This window comes from Formosa sp. Hel3_A1_48 (assembly GCF_001735715.1).
Lineage (GTDB): Bacteria > Bacteroidota > Bacteroidia > Flavobacteriales > Flavobacteriaceae > UBA3537.
Map to the genome: position 1 here is coordinate 302,375 of NZ_CP017259.1, position 17,786 is coordinate 320,160.

General features: G+C 37.9%; 12 protein-coding genes. 7 read left to right on the forward strand and 5 right to left on the reverse strand.

Annotated elements, in window-relative coordinates; translation table 11 throughout:
- The first annotated feature begins 29 nt into the window (after window positions 1-29).
- Window positions 30-1,205, forward strand: coding sequence for an acetyl-CoA C-acyltransferase (locus tag FORMA_RS01300; protein ID WP_069673962.1), 1,176 nt, complete (start codon window positions 30-32; stop codon window positions 1,203-1,205).
- 6 nt (window positions 1,206-1,211) lie between these two features.
- Window positions 1,212-1,961 carry a C40 family peptidase gene (locus FORMA_RS01305; protein ID WP_069673963.1) on the forward strand — a complete coding sequence of 250 codons (750 nt, stop codon included), beginning with the start codon at window positions 1,212-1,214 and terminating at the stop codon, window positions 1,959-1,961.
- Between the two features lie 116 nt (window positions 1,962-2,077).
- Here the strand turns inward: FORMA_RS01305 and FORMA_RS01310 are convergent, their stop codons facing one another.
- Window positions 2,078-3,328, reverse strand: a complete 1,251-nt coding sequence (locus FORMA_RS01310) for a tetratricopeptide repeat protein (protein ID WP_069673964.1) — start codon at window positions 3,326-3,328, stop codon at window positions 2,078-2,080.
- A gap of 17 nt (window positions 3,329-3,345) precedes the next feature.
- Window positions 3,346-5,883 carry a DNA gyrase subunit A gene (gene gyrA, locus FORMA_RS01315; RefSeq protein WP_069673965.1) on the reverse strand — a complete coding sequence of 846 codons (2,538 nt, stop codon included), beginning with the start codon at window positions 5,881-5,883 and terminating at the stop codon, window positions 3,346-3,348.
- Between the two features lie 248 nt (window positions 5,884-6,131).
- On the opposite strand from gyrA, the gene FORMA_RS01320 reads away from it, so the two are divergent.
- The gene (locus tag FORMA_RS01320) at window positions 6,132-8,684 is read left to right on the forward strand and encodes an ATP-dependent Clp protease ATP-binding subunit (protein WP_069673966.1); all 2,553 of its coding nucleotides are present in this window, start codon (window positions 6,132-6,134) and stop codon (window positions 8,682-8,684) included.
- A gap of 48 nt (window positions 8,685-8,732) precedes the next feature.
- On the opposite strand, the gene hutH is transcribed toward FORMA_RS01320, so the two are convergent.
- Window positions 8,733-10,283 (reverse strand): histidine ammonia-lyase, encoded by a 1,551-nt coding sequence (gene hutH / locus FORMA_RS01325; protein WP_231924998.1) that lies wholly within the window; start codon window positions 10,281-10,283, stop codon window positions 8,733-8,735.
- Between the two features lie 68 nt (window positions 10,284-10,351).
- Between hutH and FORMA_RS01330 the strand changes: the two genes are divergently transcribed.
- Entirely contained in the window at window positions 10,352-10,816 is a 465-nt protein-coding gene (locus tag FORMA_RS01330) for a DUF6314 family protein (protein ID WP_069673967.1), read from the forward strand.
- A 30-nt stretch (window positions 10,817-10,846) separates the two neighbouring features.
- Here the strand turns inward: FORMA_RS01330 and ytxJ are convergent, their stop codons facing one another.
- Window positions 10,847-11,224 carry a bacillithiol system redox-active protein YtxJ gene (gene ytxJ / locus FORMA_RS01335; RefSeq protein WP_069673968.1) on the reverse strand — a complete coding sequence of 126 codons (378 nt, stop codon included), beginning with the start codon at window positions 11,222-11,224 and terminating at the stop codon, window positions 10,847-10,849.
- Between the two features lie 122 nt (window positions 11,225-11,346).
- On the opposite strand from ytxJ, the gene clpB reads away from it, so the two are divergent.
- From clpB to FORMA_RS01350, 3 genes are all read left to right on the forward strand, one after another.
- Window positions 11,347-13,953 (forward strand): ATP-dependent chaperone ClpB, encoded by a 2,607-nt coding sequence (gene clpB / locus FORMA_RS01340; protein WP_069675399.1) that lies wholly within the window; start codon window positions 11,347-11,349, stop codon window positions 13,951-13,953.
- 151 nt (window positions 13,954-14,104) lie between these two features.
- Window positions 14,105-14,566 (forward strand): SsrA-binding protein SmpB, encoded by a 462-nt coding sequence (gene smpB / locus FORMA_RS01345; protein ID WP_069673969.1) that lies wholly within the window; start codon window positions 14,105-14,107, stop codon window positions 14,564-14,566.
- Window positions 14,567-14,570: 4 nt separating this feature from the next.
- The gene (locus FORMA_RS01350) at window positions 14,571-17,030 is read left to right on the forward strand and encodes a DUF5686 and carboxypeptidase regulatory-like domain-containing protein (protein ID WP_069673970.1); all 2,460 of its coding nucleotides are present in this window, start codon (window positions 14,571-14,573) and stop codon (window positions 17,028-17,030) included.
- Here the strand turns inward: FORMA_RS01350 and FORMA_RS01355 are convergent.
- Complete coding sequence (locus FORMA_RS01355; RefSeq protein WP_069673971.1) at window positions 17,027-17,668, reverse strand: protein-L-isoaspartate(D-aspartate) O-methyltransferase; 642 nt, start codon at window positions 17,666-17,668, stop codon at window positions 17,027-17,029. The two genes, FORMA_RS01350 and FORMA_RS01355, sit on opposite strands and share 4 nt — an antisense overlap.
- Between the last annotated feature and the right edge of the window lie 118 nt (window positions 17,669-17,786).

Here is a 17,786-nt window from a genome sequence, read left to right on the forward strand (position 1 = left end):
AGCAAGAGTAAAACTAAAACTATTTTTAGATGAAAGAAGTTGTCATCGTTTCTGCAGTACGCACCCCAATTGGTAGTTTTATGGGAAGTTTATCATCTGTTGATGCACCAAAACTTGGGGCTATCGCCATTAAAGGTGCATTAGAAAAAATTAATTTAAATCCTAGTTCAATAGACGAAGTCCTTATGGGGCACGTTGTTCAAGCTGGAGCAGGTCAAGCTCCTGCAAGGCAGGCTGCTATATTTGCTGGAATTCCCGATACAGTCCCTTGCACTACTATCAATAAAGTCTGTGCTTCAGGAATGAAATCCATCATGCAAGCCGCACAAAGTATTGCGCTTGGCGATGCTGAAATTATTGTAGCCGGAGGTATGGAAAATATGAGTAAAATTCCGCACTATTATCACGCACGAACAGCCAAAAAATTTGGACCTGCACAAATGGAAGATGGCATGCAAAAAGATGGCTTAGTAGATGCTTACAACAAAGAAGCAATGGGTGTTTGTGCCGATGCTTGTGCCAAAGAATATGATTTTTCAAGAGAAGATCAAGATGCCTTTGCAATTCAATCTTATGAGCGCTCTGCAGCCGCATGGAGTAGTGGAAAATTTGACAGAGAAGTTGTGCCTGTAGAAGTTCCTCAGCGTCGTGGCGAACCTATAGTAGTCACCACAGATGAAGAATTCAGCAACGTTAAATTAGAAAAAATTCCAGCCCTTAGACCTGCATTTACAAAAGACGGGACCGTAACCGCAGCCAATGCCTCTACCATCAATGATGGTGCTGCTGCACTTGTTCTGATGAGTAAAGACAAAGCTAACCAACTTGGCCTGAAACCCTTGGCCACCATAAAAAGTTATGCAGACGCCGCGCGCGAGCCCGAATGGTTTACGGTAGCACCTGCAAAAGCCCTCCCCAAAGCCCTGGACAAAGCCAATATCAACATTGATGATGTTGATTATTTTGAATTTAACGAAGCCTTTTCAGTAGTAGGATTGGCTAACATGAAAATTTTGGGCCTCAGCGGTGTCAAAGTCAATGTCAATGGCGGTGCGGTTTCGCTTGGACATCCTCTGGGGTGTTCTGGTGCGCGAATAGTAGTAACTCTACTTCATGTTTTGGAACAAAATAATGGAAAAATTGGAGCGGCAGCCATTTGTAATGGCGGCGGCGGTGCTTCGGCACTGATCATCGAACGAAACTAGCACTCAATGCAATACGGCCTGTGCAATCTTAGTATTGTCGCATTAAGAAACGAACCCTCAGACAAAAGCGAACTCACATCGCAAGTCCTTTATGGCGAATTGTTTAAAGTCCTAGAGCAACGCAAAAAATGGAGTCGTATCCGATTGAGTTATGACGGATATGAAGGTTGGATTGACAATAAACAATTCCAACTGATCGAAAAAGAAGACTACAAAATATACTCTTCAAAAAAAGAGCAACTCTGCGGCGATTTAGTCAGTTTTATTTCAGATAAAGACCATAAACTTCAACCCATTGTGATGGGAAGTGTGTTGTCTGCACAATCACTATTGAACCATGACTTTGACGGAGAAGTTCTGATTGGGCAACAGCAAAAAAATCAGCTTATAGAAACCGCACTTTTATTCCTTAATACCCCCTATTTGTGGGGTGGAAAAACCCCTTTTGGTATCGATTGTTCGGGCTTTACACAAATGGTATACCGCCTCAATGGATTCAAACTCTTACGCGATGCTTCACAACAAGCCACGCAAGGCGATGCCTTGAGTTTTATTGAAGAAAGTACAGCTGGAGACCTCGCTTTTTTTGATAATAATGAGGGGGACATCATTCATGTCGGCATCATCATGGAAAACCATCATATCATCCATGCCCACGGTAAAGTACGGATTGACCGCATAGACCACACTGGGATTTATAATGTCGATACCAACACCCATTCTCATAAACTTCGCGTGATTAAGAGCATTGTATAGATTTTTTTTATAAATCTAAAAATCAGCATGTAAACTGCTACTGTTCTTACACAAATCCTTTTCCCATAAAAAAAGCCCATACAATGTATGGGCCGTAGGGTGTAAAAATCTAAATGTTATTGTTCTAAACTATTGGCCATATCTTTATATTCTTTAGCTTTAGCATCGTTGCCTGTAGCAGAAAAAATATTGGACAGGGTTTTAGCCGCCTGAAAATTTGCAGGGTCAGCAGCTAACGCCTGTTCCAAATAAGGAATAGCGTCCAAATAGAGTTGGTTTCGTTCTTCACGAAGTTCGTCGTAGCGGCGGTCATCGGCAGCTGAAGTTCCCAAATTGTTCATCTCATCAATAATAGATTCTTCTTGCCCTAAAATCAAGGCTGCCAGATTGATATAAGCATTGGTGTACTTGGAGTTTAGTGCTATCGCACGCTGATAGTATTTTTTTGCATTTTCAAAATCATCAGCATCAGCGGCTATAACACCAAGATTGTACTGTAGTTCGGCGTTATTAGGGTCGCGCTTGGTGGCATATTCCAAAAGTTCTTTGAATTTTTCAGTGTTACCCATAGTGTAATGCACATTGGCTTCGGTGAGTACCAAGTTTAAATCATCAGGATTTTCGGCCCTCGCTTCGCGCATAGCTTCCAAGGCTTTTTCAGTTTCACCACGCTGGTTGTAAATCAAGGCCATATTTTTGATGATTTCTGGGTACTTTGATTTTGTATTTTTATCACTAGGGTTAATGTGTGTTTTTGTTTTTACAGAGATATCGCGCAGCACTTTACTGTCAAAAGATTCTTCTACATTGGTCTCTTTATTTACAGCAAGATATTGTTTTTCAACTCCAGTGAACCCTATGGATTTTAGCTTCTCATACATGGCCAAAGACTTGTCGTATTGCTTAGCATTAACAGACGAAGATGCTGCATAATACAAATAAACAGTATCCTTTTCAGAGAGTTTGTAGGCATTTGAAAAATAATCCGTTGCTGTGGCATAGTCATTATTCGAAACATAGTCAGTTCCTTTAGTTAAAATATGGTTAAGCAGATTTTGCAAATGGATGTTTTTGTCTTGCGTGAGGGCAGTTGAACTGACTTTTACGAAAGCGGCTACAGATTGTTCAATTTCCGAAGGGCTAGCAGCGCCATTTTTATAAAACAATTTACTTTGGAATAAATAGTATTGGCTTTTTTGTTTGTCATCCATCGCATCAAAAACTAATTCTGCGGCAGATAGTGCTGTGGCTGCTTTTTCAAAATTTCCTTTATCCAACTCTTTCCCAGCTGTACGAAGTTCTTTTTTTTGTGCATTTATGGACCAAGCAAATGTAAGTAGGAGTCCAAAAATTAGGTAATTTTTCATGATTTATTGTATTAAAATTATGCTTCTGTTTGTGTGTCGTTTGTAGTGTTTTCTGGGTTTGATGTTTCTTCAGATGTTGAAGCTTCACTGCTTAGATCCTCTGCTTCCTCCTCTTCTTCCTCTTTCATTACTTTAGCAACGGCTGCTATAGAATCATTCCCTTTAAGATTGATGAGCTTTACGCCTTGTGTAGCCCGCCCCATCACTCTTAAATCTTCTACTGCCATTCGAATGGCGATTCCAGACTTGTTGATGATCATTAAATCATCTTCATCCGTTACATTCTTTATCGAAACTAAACTACCTGTTTTGTCCGTTATAGAAATAGTTTTTACTCCTTTTCCACCTCGGTTTGTTATACGGTAATCTTCTAAACTGGAGCGCTTTCCATAGCCATTTTCAGAAACGACTAGTATATTACTTTCCATATCATCTACAGAAATCATACCAATAACTTCGTCGGAATTGTGTGCCAAGGTAATTCCACGTACTCCCGAAGCCCCGCGACCCATAGGGCGGGTTTTTGCTTCCTCGAAACGAATGGCTTTTCCAGATTTCAGTGCTAACATGACTTGACTTTCGCCAGTTGTGAGTTTTGCTTCAAGTAGCTCATCACCTTCTTTAATGGTGATCGCATTGATTCCATTTGTACGCGGACGTGAGTATTGTTCCAATGAGGTTTTCTTGACTTGACCTTTTTTGGTCGCCATGATAACGTAGTGGGCGTTAATGTAGTCCTCGTCTTTTAAATTTTGTGTACATATAAAGGCTTTTACTTTATCGTCTTGTTCTATATTGACAAGGTTTTGTATTGCCCGGCCTTTGGACGTCTTACTACCTTCTGGAATTTCATAAACACGCATCCAGAAACATTTTCCTTTTTGAGTGAAAAACAACATGTACTGGTGATTCGTCCCTACAAAAAGGTGTTCCAAAAAGTCTTCGTTACGCGTGGTTGAGGCTTTCTGCCCTACGCCACCTCTATTTTGTGTACGGTATTCTGTCAATGATGTACGTTTGATATATCCGGCATGAGATATGGTGATTACCACTTGTTCATTTGGTATCATGTCTTCTATAGACAAATCACCTCCAGCGTATTCAATGGTAGAGCGGCGCTCGTCGCCATATTTTTCTTTGACCACAGCCAATTCATCTTTGATGATTTGCATTCGGCGGTCTTTTTTGTCCAAAATATCTTTTAAATCCTCAATGGTCTTCATAAGATCTTCGTACTCTGTACGCAATTTATCTTGCTCTAATCCCGTAAGTTGACGCAAGCGCATCTCAACGATGGCTTTGGCTTGAATTTCACTCAACTCAAAACGTTTGATGAGTTTTTGACGAGCCTCATCTGGGTTAGAAGAACCACGAATGATCGATATCACTTCGTCAATATTATCCGAAGCTATAATAAGCCCCTCTAAGATGTGGGCACGCTCCTCTGCTTTTCGTAGTTCATATTTTGTGCGCCGTACAACAACTTCATGACGGTGCTCGACAAAATGATGAATCATATCTTTTAGATTCAACATTTCAGGACGACCATTAACCAAGGCAATGTTGTTTACACTAAAGGAAGATTGAAGTGCTGTGTATTTAAACAGCTTATTTAATACAATGTTTGGAATAGCATCGCGTTTCAATACGTAAACAATCCGCATACCATTCCGGTCAGATTCATCGCGTATGGTTGAAATTCCTTCCAGTTTTTTATCATTAACAAGGTCAGCAGTCTTCTTAATCATATCCGCTTTATTGACTTGGTATGGAATTTCATTTACAATAATGCATTCTCTACCATTAACTTCTTCAATATTTGCTTTGGCGCGCATTACAACGCGTCCACGACCAGTTTTGAATGCCTCTCTAACACCATCGTATCCATAAATGATACCACCAGTTGGAAAATCAGGTGCCTTTACATGGGTAATTAATTCATCAATTTCAATGGCACTGTTATCAATGTAGGCGTGTATACCATCTACAACTTCTGAAAGATTGTGTGGTGGCATATTGGTTGCCATACCTACTGCAATTCCCGATGCACCATTAACCAAAAGGCCAGGTATGCGCGTTGGAAGTACAGTGGGCTCATGAAGAGTATCGTCAAAATTCAATTTATGATCTACGGTGTCCTTGTCAATATCTGCAAGCATATCCTCAGATATTTTGCGCATTCTTGCCTCAGTATAACGCATTGCTGCAGGGCTATCACCATCAATTGAACCAAAATTCCCTTGGCCATCAACAAGCATATAGCGCAAACTCCATTCTTGAGCCATACGCACCATAGTGTCGTACACAGAAGTATCGCCATGTGGGTGGTACTTACCAAGGACTTCACCAACAATTCTTGCCGACTTTTTGTGTGCAGAACTCGCTCGAACACCCAATTCATGCATCCCAAACAAAACACGGCGGTGAACGGGCTTGAGCCCATCACGAACATCGGGTAAGGCTCTAGAAACAATTACAGACATCGAATAGTCGATGTATGCCGATTTCATTTCATCTTCAATGTTTATAGGAATTAATTTTTCTCCTTCTATCATAGGTCGATTTTATTGCAATTATTATATTCAAGCTAATATAAAACAATCCTCCTTTTTATGCCTAAAAAAAGCCTGTTTTTTTAGGCCCTTTTATCAACAATTTTAAGAGGAAAAGGGTTAATAAAATAAGAGCTAAAAATTTTGATTTTAAATAGTTTTTAATATCATTTGTAATAACAAAATTTATTTGAGGTATGGTTTTTGAATTATGACTCATAAAATTCGTATTTTTATACAAAATATTTTCTATGGATGACAACTTTTCACCCCGAGTTAAAGATGTGATTTCTTTCAGTAAAGAAGAAGCATTGCGTCTAGGACATGATTTTATTGGAACCGAGCATTTGATGCTAGGCTTGCTTCGTGATGGACAAGGCAAAGCAGTAGAAATTCTCAATGCACTCGACATCGACCTTAGCCAGCTGCGCCGCAAAGTAGAAATTTTAAGCCCTGCTAACCCTAACATCAATGTTGCTGCAAATGAGAAAAAAAATCTACACCTTACCCGTCAAGCGGAACGCGCGCTAAAAACAACGTTTTTAGAAGCCAAACTATTTCAAAGTAAATCAATCAATACTGCTCATCTGCTTTTGTGCGTTCTTAGAAATGAAAATGACCCTACAACAAAGCTACTTAACAAATTAAGAGTTAATTATGACAATGTGAAGGAACAATTCAAAAACATGATCACTAGCAGCGATGATGATTATATAGATGCACCTAAAGCAGAGTCTTTTTCTGAGGAAGACCCTAGTGAAGAAAAAGAAAATTTAGGGGATTTTGGACAAATCAGTACTACCAAAAGCAATAAAAAATCGAAAACTCCTGTTTTAGATAATTTTGGACGAGACTTAACGGCCATGGCTGAAGAAGGGAAATTAGACCCTGTTGTTGGGCGTGACAAAGAAATTCAACGGGTATCCCAAATACTGAGCCGAAGAAAGAAAAACAACCCCTTACTCATTGGGGAACCCGGAGTTGGAAAATCTGCAATTGCTGAAGGACTAGCCAATAGAATTGTCAAACGAAAAGTATCAAGAATCTTATTCAACAAACGCGTGGTTACTTTAGACCTAGCGAGTTTAGTAGCGGGCACTAAATACAGAGGGCAATTTGAAGAGCGCATGAAGGCCGTCATGAATGAATTAGAAAAAAATGACGATGTGATTTTATTCATAGATGAAATTCACACCATAGTAGGTGCCGGTGGTGCAACGGGAAGTTTGGATGCTTCAAACATGTTTAAACCTGCTTTAGCAAGAGGTGAGATTCAATGTGTAGGCGCTACCACCCTAGATGAGTATCGACAACACATCGAAAAAGACGGCGCTCTAGAACGACGTTTTCAAAAAGTTATTATCGAACCCACTTCTGTAGAGGAAACTATTGAAATTCTTAACAACATTAAAAACAAATACGAAGAGCACCATAACGTTGACTATACAGACGAAGCTATTGAGGCTTGTGTAAAGTTGACCAGCAGGTATATGTCTGACCGCTTTCTTCCAGATAAAGCTATTGACGCCCTAGATGAGGCTGGATCCCGAGTACACATCACAAACATAGATGTTCCAGATCAAATCACGGAACTTGAAACTGAGCTCGAGGCTGTTCGTGCTACAAAAAATTCTGTTGTTAAAAAACAGAAATACGAAGAAGCTGCCAAACTCAGGGATGATGAAAAACGATTGGAAAGAAGTTTAGCTGATGCCCAAAAAAAATGGGAAGAAGAATCAAAATTGAATAGAGAAATTGTCAGTGAAGAAAACGTTGCAGAGGTCGTTTCGATGATGACTGGGATTCCAGTAAATCGAATTGCACAGACCGAAGGCAACAAGCTCTCATTGTTACCCGAACTCATCAATGGCAAGGTCATTGGTCAAGATGAAGCTGTTTCTAAGGTCGTAAAAGCCATTCAAAGAAACCGTGCTGGACTTAAAGACCCTAACAAACCTATTGGGTCATTTATATTTTTAGGACAAACAGGCGTTGGAAAAACACAGTTAGCAAAAGTTTTGGCTGGAGAGTTATTTGACAATAGTGATGCATTGATTCGCATAGATATGAGTGAATACATGGAGAAATTTGCCATTTCTAGACTTGTAGGCGCACCTCCTGGATACGTAGGATATGAAGAAGGCGGTCAACTCACCGAAAAAGTACGACGAAAGCCTTATGCTGTAATTCTTTTGGATGAAATTGAAAAAGCACATCCAGATGTTTTTAATATGTTGCTACAGGTACTAGACGATGGGTTTTTAACCGATAGTCTGGGTCGTAAAATTGATTTCAGCAATACCATAATTATAATGACATCTAATATTGGTGCGCGGAAATTAAAAGATTTTGGTACTGGGGTTGGTTTTGGGACTGCAGCACAAAAACAACAAGAAAGTGCCAATGCACGTGGTGTAATAGAAAACGCACTCAAAAAGGCATTTGCTCCTGAATTTTTAAATCGAATCGATGATGTTGTTGTTTTTAATACTCTTGAAAAAGAGGATATCGATAAAATTATTGATATCGAATTAGAAAAGCTTTTAGACCGAATTGCAGAACTTGGATACAAAATAAAGTTAACCAAAAAAGCACGTAGCTTCATTGCAGAAAAAGGATTTGACAAGCAATATGGAGCACGCCCACTGAAGCGCGCCATTCAAAAGTATGTTGAAGATACGATTGCTGAGGAAATCATAAAATCAAATATTCAAGAAGGGGATAGTATTACCATGGATATAGGGAAAAATGAAACGGAACTCAAAATCAAAATAACAAGTGCCAAAACTTCGGAAGAAAAATAAATTAAACATAATTTAATTAGCTACACCCTTGCTTTCGCAGGGGTTTTTTTATGCGTCTATCTCCTCAAACAGAACATCGTTGTCAAAATCTAACGAGCTCATGAAAGCAATGGTTTTTTTAATCTCTTTATACAGCGGCTTGTCAGACTCCATGAATTGAACTTCAGATCTGTAGGAGCTAAGAAATTGCATTAAAAAAGGAGAGGTATTCAATGTACGCATAGCCAAAGCTTGAGAGGCATTCATCATCTCAATAGCCAAAATGCGCTCGACATTTTCGACGATTTTTAAGGCTTGAGTTGCAGCATTAGCACCCATACTGACATGATCTTCCTGACCATTGGAAGACACAATAGAATCCACACTTGCAGGAGTTGCCAATTGTTTATTGGCGCTAACAATACTCGCTGCAGTGTATTGAGGAATCATAAATCCTGAATTCAAACCAGGAGATTTGACCAAAAAAGAAGGCAAACCACGCTGACCAGAAATCAACTGATAAGTTCGCCGCTCAGAAATACTCCCAAGTTCAGATAGGGCAATTTTTAAAAAATCTAAACTTAAGGCCAAAGGTTGACCATGAAAATTTCCGCCAGAGATAATCTTATCAGCAGCAACAAAAATATTAGGATTATCAGAAACCGAATTAATTTCTGTTAAGACTACAGAACATACATGTGCCAGGGCATCTTTTGTAGCGCCATGAACTTGGGGCATACAGCGAAATGAGTAGGGGTCTTGAACATGAGCTTTAGGTTGACTAATTAAGGGACTGTCCTTTAAGAATGCACGGATGCGTTGGGCGGTGAGAATTTGACCTTTGTGAGGACGCACCAGTTGCACCAAGGGATCGAAAGGCTCCAAACGCCCATCAAATGCGTCAAGCGATAAGGCACCTAAAAGGTCAGAAAAATAAGAAAGCTTGTACGATTTTAGAAGACAATGTACAGCATAAGCCGACATGAATTGAGTTCCATTGAGCAGTGCTAGTCCTTCTTTTGATTGCAACTTGATAGGCTTCAAATCATACTCTTTCAAAACATCCTGAGTGGGCTTCTGTTCCCCCTCATGCCAGACCTCACCCTCTCCGATAAGGCTCAAAGCCATGTGGGCTAAAGGAGCCAGATCACCAGAAGCACCTAAAGACCCTTGAGTGTATGTTACAGGCAAAATATTTAAATTATAAAAATCCACAAGGCGCTGAACAGTAGCCAGATGTACTCCGCTATTCCCATTACCCAATGATTTAATCTTGAACAAAAGCATCAGTTTTACAATAGGCTTAGGAACCAATTCACCAGTGCCACAAGCGTGTGAACGGACTAAATTTTCTTGAAGCTGAGTTAATTGATCCGTACTAATCTGTACATCACAAAGAGATCCAAAACCGGTATTGATACCATAAATTGGCATATTAGAATGCTTCATTTTCTCGTCCAAATAAGCTCTACAACGGACGATGTTATCACAAACTTCTTTAGACAGCTCAATCTGATCTTGACTGATGGTCAAATTATTGAGAATAGGCAATGTTAAAGGTTGAGATGTAATACTGTGCATAAAGGTGCTTAAGGATTCTCTCAAAATTGCGTTTTTCATTGAATATTTCCAAATAAATGATGCAATTAATTTATAATGTCTAATTTTGATAGGGAGTATTCAAAGAATTGAAAAAGAGATCCACAAATAAAGCTAATCTAAATACAACACACATACACCTTTTAGAAAGGCTTGTGGGATGGTGGCATCTCAAACGCACATACGACAACGGATCCATACTAATGGGCACTGCGCTGATCACAAAAAAAAGCGAACTAAAATTTGACTATCACGAACAAGGCGTAATAACTCTTAATAACGGCAAACAACTACAGTCTTCACGAAAATATATCTACAAACCAAGCAGCAGTGGTTTTGATATTTATTTCTATGAAAATCCTGATAAACTATTTCAAAATATAGTATTAAAAGATAAAAATGGAATGCTTTATGGAGAAGCTACACACTTTTGCGTCAAAGATATTTACGCTTCTTCTTACAAATTTATCACAAATAAGCAATTTGAAATCAATCATGTAGTACGTGGTCCAAAAAAATCATACACCTCAAAAGCCGTATATCTAAAAAAATGATTTTGAAACAATTTAAAATTTTAGATTTAACTAATTCAAAAAACTTGAGAGAGCCAAGGAATTGATTTGCTCATGTGAACCATGGGCTACTACTTTACCGTTTTTAATCACTAAAAGCTGAGGAGATTGATGCGTTACTTCCAACCGTTCGGCCACAGCATTTGAGATGGAACGAAAATTTAGCAAATCTAAATACCACGCCCCGAAATCTGGGGCAGAAAAGCTATATCCTGAAATAAAATCATTTAAAACATACCGACTGATACTACAACGAGTAGAATGTTTAAAAACGAGTTGTGGAATAGAGAAAGAAGACTCAATAAGTTCTTCAAGTTGTGCCATGGACTCTAGTGAGAATCCAGGCCATTTTGGTGTTTCATTGTGTAAAAAGGAGTCAAATAATCCCATATATTGTTGTTATTAATCACTAAAAATGACTATTCGTCAGTAATTTTGTTAAAAATGTGTCGATTTGTCTGATGTTATGCTCTGGTAAGAAAATTGAGCTTATTATCAAAAAAATACCCATTATGAACTTTGACAATTATACAATAAAATCTCAACAAGCACTACAACAAGCGCAGCAAATTGCACAACAATTTGAACATCAACAAATAGAAAACGAACACCTTTTTATAGGAATACAGAAGGTAGATCAAAATGCACTTCCGTTTTTACTTAAAAAACTAGATCTGAACACTAATTTGTTAGAACAAATTATTGACCAAGAAATGAAACGTTTACCAAAGGTAAGCGGGGCTAATCAAATGCTTTCTAAAGCCACTATAAAAACCTTAAACGAAGCAAACTTAATCGCTAAAAATTCTGGAGGTACATTTACTTCAATTGAAGATATTTTCTTAGCAATGTTTAAAACTAAGAACAAAATAGCACAAATATTAAAAGATCAAGGAGTTACACAGAAAGATATACAAGCCAGTATTGCACAACTTCGAAAAGGAGAAAAAGTGACTTCCAAAAGCCAAGAAGATAATTACAATGCTTTGGAGAAATTTGCAAAAAATCTAAATCAATTAGCGCGTGACAATCGATTGGACCCTGTCATTGGTCGCGACGAAGAAATAAGACGTATTCTGCAAATATTATCGAGAAGAACAAAAAACAACCCTATACTCGTCGGTGAACCCGGCACAGGAAAAACAGCGATTGCTGAGGGCTTAGCACATCGAATAATTTCTGGTGATGTTCCTGAAAATTTAAAAGAAAAACAGGTCTTTGCTCTAGACATGGGTGCGCTTATTGCTGGAGCAAAATATAAAGGAGAATTTGAAGAGCGACTCAAATCAGTAATCAAAGAAGTAACAAATAGCGCAGGCGATGTAGTTTTATTTATCGACGAAATTCACACACTTGTGGGCGCAGGTGGCGGAGAAGGAGCTATGGATGCTGCTAATATTTTAAAACCTGCTCTGGCACGTGGAGAACTAAGAGCTATTGGAGCAACCACGAACGATGAATACCAAAAATATTTTGAAAAAGACAAAGCTTTAGAGCGACGATTCCAAAAAGTAATGGTAGATGAGCCTGATGAAGAAAGTGCGATTTCAATTTTACGTGGAATAAAAGAGAAATACGAAACGCACCATAAAGTTCAAATTAAAGACGAGGCCATAATTGGTGCTGTAAAATTATCAACACGTTACATCAGCAATAGATTTTTGCCCGACAAAGCAATTGATTTAATGGATGAAGCCGCCTCAAAACTCCGCATGGAAATTAACTCCAAGCCAGAAGAATTAGATATTTTAGATCGCAAAGTAATGCAGCTAGAAATTGAAATTGAAGCCATAAAACGCGAAAAAGACAAAGAAAAACTTCGTATACTAAGCGCTGAACTAGCTAATATAAAAGAGGACCGTAACACCCTTGAGGCACAGTGGCAAAGCGAAAAAGAAAAAGTAGAAAAAGTGCAAATAGCAAAATCAGAAATTGAAGAATTAAAAATTGAAGCAGAGCGCGCAGAACGAGAAGGCGATTATGGAAAAGTTGCGGAATTGCGCTATGGAAAAATCAAAGAAGCACAAGAGCATTTAAAAAACGTCCAACAAGAACTATCTTCAAACCAAGAACAAGCACTTATAAAAGAAGAAGTTACATACGAAGACATTGCTGAAGTAGTTGCGAAATGGACCGGAATTCCCATCACTAAAATGATCAGTTCTGAACGCGAAAAACTACTCAACTTGGAATCAGAACTACACAAAAGAGTTGTTGGTCAAGAAGAGGCAGTAAGAGCAGTAAGTGATGCTGTGCGCAGAAGTCGTGCAGGCCTTCAAAATCCAAAAAAACCAACTGGATCATTTTTATTTTTAGGAACAACTGGTGTTGGAAAAACCGAGCTTGCTAAAACTTTGGCTGCCTATTTATTTGATGACGAAAATGCATTGACAAGAATTGACATGAGTGAGTACCAAGAACGTCATTCGGTAAGCCGTCTGGTGGGTGCACCACCGGGATATGTAGGTTATGATGAAGGCGGCCAGCTGACCGAAGCAGTGCGAAGAAAACCTTACTCTGTGGTACTTTTAGATGAAATCGAAAAAGCACACCCTGATACGTTCAATATTTTACTGCAAGTCTTGGACGAAGGTCGATTGACTGATAATAAAGGGCGGCTTGCTGATTTTAAAAACACAATCATCATCATGACCTCGAATATCGGGAGTGAAATCATTCAAGCAAAATTTGAAGATTCAACGGATTCCGAATCAGCGCTTGAAACTGCAAAAATTGAAGTCATGGGGCTTTTAAAAAAAATAGTCAGGCCTGAATTTTTGAATCGAATTGACGACACTATTTTATTCAGCCCATTGAACGAAGAACATATTGAATCTATTGTAAAACTTCAACTGAAAAGCCTTTCAAAAACACTGCAAAATCAAGGCATAGTATTTGATTCGACAACAGATGCCATAAAATATTTAGGGCAAAAGGGATACCAGCCAGAGTATGGTGCACGACCTGTAAAACGAGTGATTCAAAAAGAAGTCCTTAATGCATTAAGTACAAAAATACTCTCTGGACAAATTCAATCAGATAATGTTATCTTAATGGATGCTTTTGACAATAAATTGGTTTTTAGAAACCAAAAAGAAAACATTCCTAAGAAAATGTAACAAATTAAAAAACCGAACGTCTTAAAGGTGTTGGTTAGTTGGAAAAGCAGTACTGTGTGTAGAAATATACCTGCACTGCTTTTTTTTGTTCAATAAAATTATCGAACGACAATGGTAAATGAACTGATTAATTGATTAGTTTTGAAATAGAATGAAAAAGTCTGTTAACATACTCAACAAAAAAGCACGTTTTTCTTACGATCTTCTGGATTCGTACACAGCAGGAATTGTGTTGTCTGGAACTGAAATTAAATCTATTCGTGCCAGCAAGGCTTCAATTGCTGAAAGTTTTTGTGAATTTAATGATCATGGAGAGCTATTTGTTATTAATATGACAGTTCAAGAATATGATTATGGAAATCACTTCAATCACAAGCCAAAGGCTCAGCGCAAACTCCTCTTGAATAAAAAGGAACTTAAAAAGTTAGAAAAAGAAGTCAAAAATACAGGGCTTACCATCGTTCCTTTGAAACTCTTTATCAATGAAAAGGGCTTTGCTAAACTGAATATTGCTTTGGCTAAAGGAAAAAAACTGTTCGATAAGCGAGAAAGCATCAAAGATCGCGACAATAAAAGAAACCTTGATCGAATCAAAAAAAATTATAAATCATAAAATTATGAAAAATATTGTAATCTCGTTTGCTTTATTGATGGCCCATTTTGGACAAAGTCAAATACAAGGAACCGTAAAAGACCTCAAAGGTAAGCCACTCCCCTACGTCAATATTTTTATTGAAAATACCTACAAAGGTACCACCTCAAATGAAGATGGTCAGTATGAGCTAAACATATCAAAATCAAGTAATTATGTCATTGTTTTTCAGTTTTTGGGGTACAAGACCCTTACCAAAGAGCTGAAAATTGAGAGCTTACCACACAGACTGGATGTGGTGATGGAAGAAGAAATTATTGACCTTAAAGAAGTGGTGATCGACAGTCAAGAAAATCCTGCAAACCGCATCATTAGAGCGGCCATCGCAAAACGTAAATTCTACTTAGAAAAGCTAGATGCCTTTACAGCAGATTTTTATTCTAAAGGGGTAATCCGAATTGTTGATGCACCAGAAAAATTTATGGGTCAAGAACTTGGAGATTTCGATGGTGCTTTAGATTCTACTAGGACAGGTATTCTCTATCTGTCTGAAACCATGTCAAAAATCAAATATATAAAACCAAGTCTGTTCGAAACTGTTACGGCATCAAAAATCAGTGGAAACTCAACCGGTATAAATTTTAATTCTGCAATGGATGTAGATTTTAATTTGTACAACAACACGGTCAGTATTAATAATGATATTATTTCACCAATTGCAGATTATGCCTTTAATTATTACAATTACAATCTTGAAGGGGAATTTTACGACGACGAAGGGCATTTAATCCATAAAATAAACATCATCCCAAAACGTGAAAATGACCGCGTATTCTCAGGGAGTATATTTATTGTAGAGGACACTTGGGCTTTGTACGGAATTGATATTAAAGTAAATGGCAGTCAAATACAAATACCGCCTGCAGATACCATTCGTATACGTCAAAACCTAACATTTGACGAAACTGCAAATCAATGGTTGTTACGTGCTCAAACTATTGATTTTCAGTACAGCTTTCTTGGCTTCGAAGGGGATGGCAGTTTTGTTGCAAATTACACCAATTACAATTTAAATCCAGAATTTTTTGAACCAAAAAATAAAAATGAAGTTTTAGTTTTTGAAAAAAACGCCAACAAAAAAGACGATTCCTACTGGGGAGATAAACGCCCTGTCCCCCTCACAAAAGAAGAATCTAAAGATTATGTGCGCCGCGATAGTATTGAAACCAAACGATCTTCTAAAGTTTATCTCGACTCTATAGACCAAAAAAATAATCGATTCAAAATTTTAGACTTATTGACGGGATATAGTTTTGATGATTCTTACAATAAAAAAAGTTTTAGCATTTCTGGTCCAATTGAAGGAATACAGTTCAATACTGTTCAAGGATTTAATATTTCTCTGAATGGGAATTTTACAAAACAATATAACGACTTCAAAAAGTTTATTTCGATAACCGGTGGAGTTAATTACAGTATTGAAACAAATCGATTGCGTGGGAGTTTAGCCAGCCGCTACAGATTTAATGCCCTGAACGATGCTGTATTGATAGCTCAGTTTGGAGTGAAAACCGAGCAGTTTAATCGATCGAATCCAATATCAAATCTTCATAACAGCATCAGTAGTCTTCTGTTTGAACGTAATTTTATGAAATTATACGACAAACAATTTGCTAAAATTGGCTACGGAATGGAAGTGTTCAACGGCTTAAGATTCAGTACTAATATGGCTTATGAGAACCGAAAGGTACTATTCAATACTACCGACCATACCATCAGGCCTATCGATGGCCTAAGCTATACCAGCAACAACCCCCTCGACCCAAGTAGTATGGGCTCAGCACCATTTGCAAATCACAATTTGCTTCGATTTGATTTAGATATTGCTATTCGCTTCGGAGAAAAGTACATGTCCTATCCAGACCTTAAATACTCTTTCAGTAACTCGGATTACCCAAAACTTTATTTCAATTACACTAAAGGATTCAATTCAAGTATATCTGCATATAACTTCGATCACCTTGGTGCTCGACTGCAGCAAGAGATTAACCTAAAAACCACGGGGCTACTCAATTACAATATTCTCGCAGGAACATTTTTTGATAATAAAACAGTATCATTTGTTGACTACAAACACTTTAATGGTAACCTCACACATGTGAATACAAAAGGGAATTATTTGTCTAGTTTTAAAAACTTAGGCTACTACGATTACAGCACATCAAATGATTATTTTGAATATCATATTGAACACGATTTCAAAGGGTACATTTTAGGAAAAATTCCTTTAATTAATAAACTCAATTATAATTTATTAGTAGGTCTTCACGGGATTGCTACTGAAAGCCAAACACCATACAGAGAATTCAATATTGGTTTAGCTAATTTAGGATGGAAAAAATACCGTTTTTTACGCATCGATTACGTCCGATCTTATGTAAATGGGCAAACCGATCAAGCTTTAATGTTTGGATTAAATTTCTAGGATTTATCCTCTAGCATGGGTACAAATTTAAATTGCCCAAACTCTTGTTTCTCAAAAGCCTTTGTACTTGTACGTACATAAAGAGTCATGATTTGTTCTTTTTCGCCTACTGGAATCACCAAACGACCTCCAACCTTAAGTTGAGCCAATAGTGCTTTTGGAACAAAAGGAGCGCCGGCAGTTACTAAAATTCGATCAAAGGGGGCCTCTTCTTCAAGGCCTTGATACCCATCTCCAAAAATGAGACGCTTGGCCACGTAGCCAATCTTGGGTAAAAAAATACTTGCTTTTTTAAATAATTCAGACTGACGCTCTATGCTGTAAAGCTCAACTCCTAGCAAACACAGGACAGCAGCTTGATAACCACTACCGGTACCTATCTCCAAAACCTTGTGTTTAGGCTCAACTTCCAATAATTCGGTTTGAAAAGCTACCGTGTAAGGCTGAGAGATGGTTTGATTGGCTGCTATTGGAAATGCCTTGTCTTGGTAGGCATGATCCAAAAAACTTGAGTCCATAAACAAATGGCGAGGTACTTTACCAATCGCATCCAAAACGGCCTCATTACTAATGCCTTTTTCAACCAATACATCGACTAATTTTTGCCGTAAGCCTTTGTGCTTAAATGAATCTATCAAACCTGTTAAATTTCTATTCCAAAATTAAGTAAAGAAAATTATTATTGATATGAAAAAAAGAAAAGAATTTCAAAACTTAAGGTTTTAACACAAATTTAGGCGGAATACTATTTAAATA

Bases quoted from the DNA above. Each gene is read 5' to 3' on its own strand.
- FORMA_RS01300 (WP_069673962.1), top strand. From the start codon at position 30: ATGAAAGAAGTTGTCATCGTTTCTGCAGTACGCACCCCAATTGGTAGT.
- FORMA_RS01305 (WP_069673963.1), top strand. From the start codon at position 1,212: ATGCAATACGGCCTGTGCAATCTTAGTATTGTCGCATTAAGAAACGAA.
- FORMA_RS01310 (WP_069673964.1), bottom strand. From the start codon at position 3,328: ATGAAAAATTACCTAATTTTTGGACTCCTACTTACATTTGCTTGGTCC.
- gyrA (WP_069673965.1), bottom strand. From the start codon at position 5,883: ATGATAGAAGGAGAAAAATTAATTCCTATAAACATTGAAGATGAAATG.
- FORMA_RS01320 (WP_069673966.1), top strand. From the start codon at position 6,132: ATGGATGACAACTTTTCACCCCGAGTTAAAGATGTGATTTCTTTCAGT.
- hutH (WP_231924998.1), bottom strand. From the start codon at position 10,283: ATGAAAAACGCAATTTTGAGAGAATCCTTAAGCACCTTTATGCACAGT.
- ytxJ (WP_069673968.1), bottom strand. From the start codon at position 11,224: ATGGGATTATTTGACTCCTTTTTACACAATGAAACACCAAAATGGCCT.
- clpB (WP_069675399.1), top strand. From the start codon at position 11,347: ATGAACTTTGACAATTATACAATAAAATCTCAACAAGCACTACAACAA.
- smpB (WP_069673969.1), top strand. From the start codon at position 14,105: ATGAAAAAGTCTGTTAACATACTCAACAAAAAAGCACGTTTTTCTTAC.
- FORMA_RS01350 (WP_069673970.1), top strand. From the start codon at position 14,571: ATGAAAAATATTGTAATCTCGTTTGCTTTATTGATGGCCCATTTTGGA.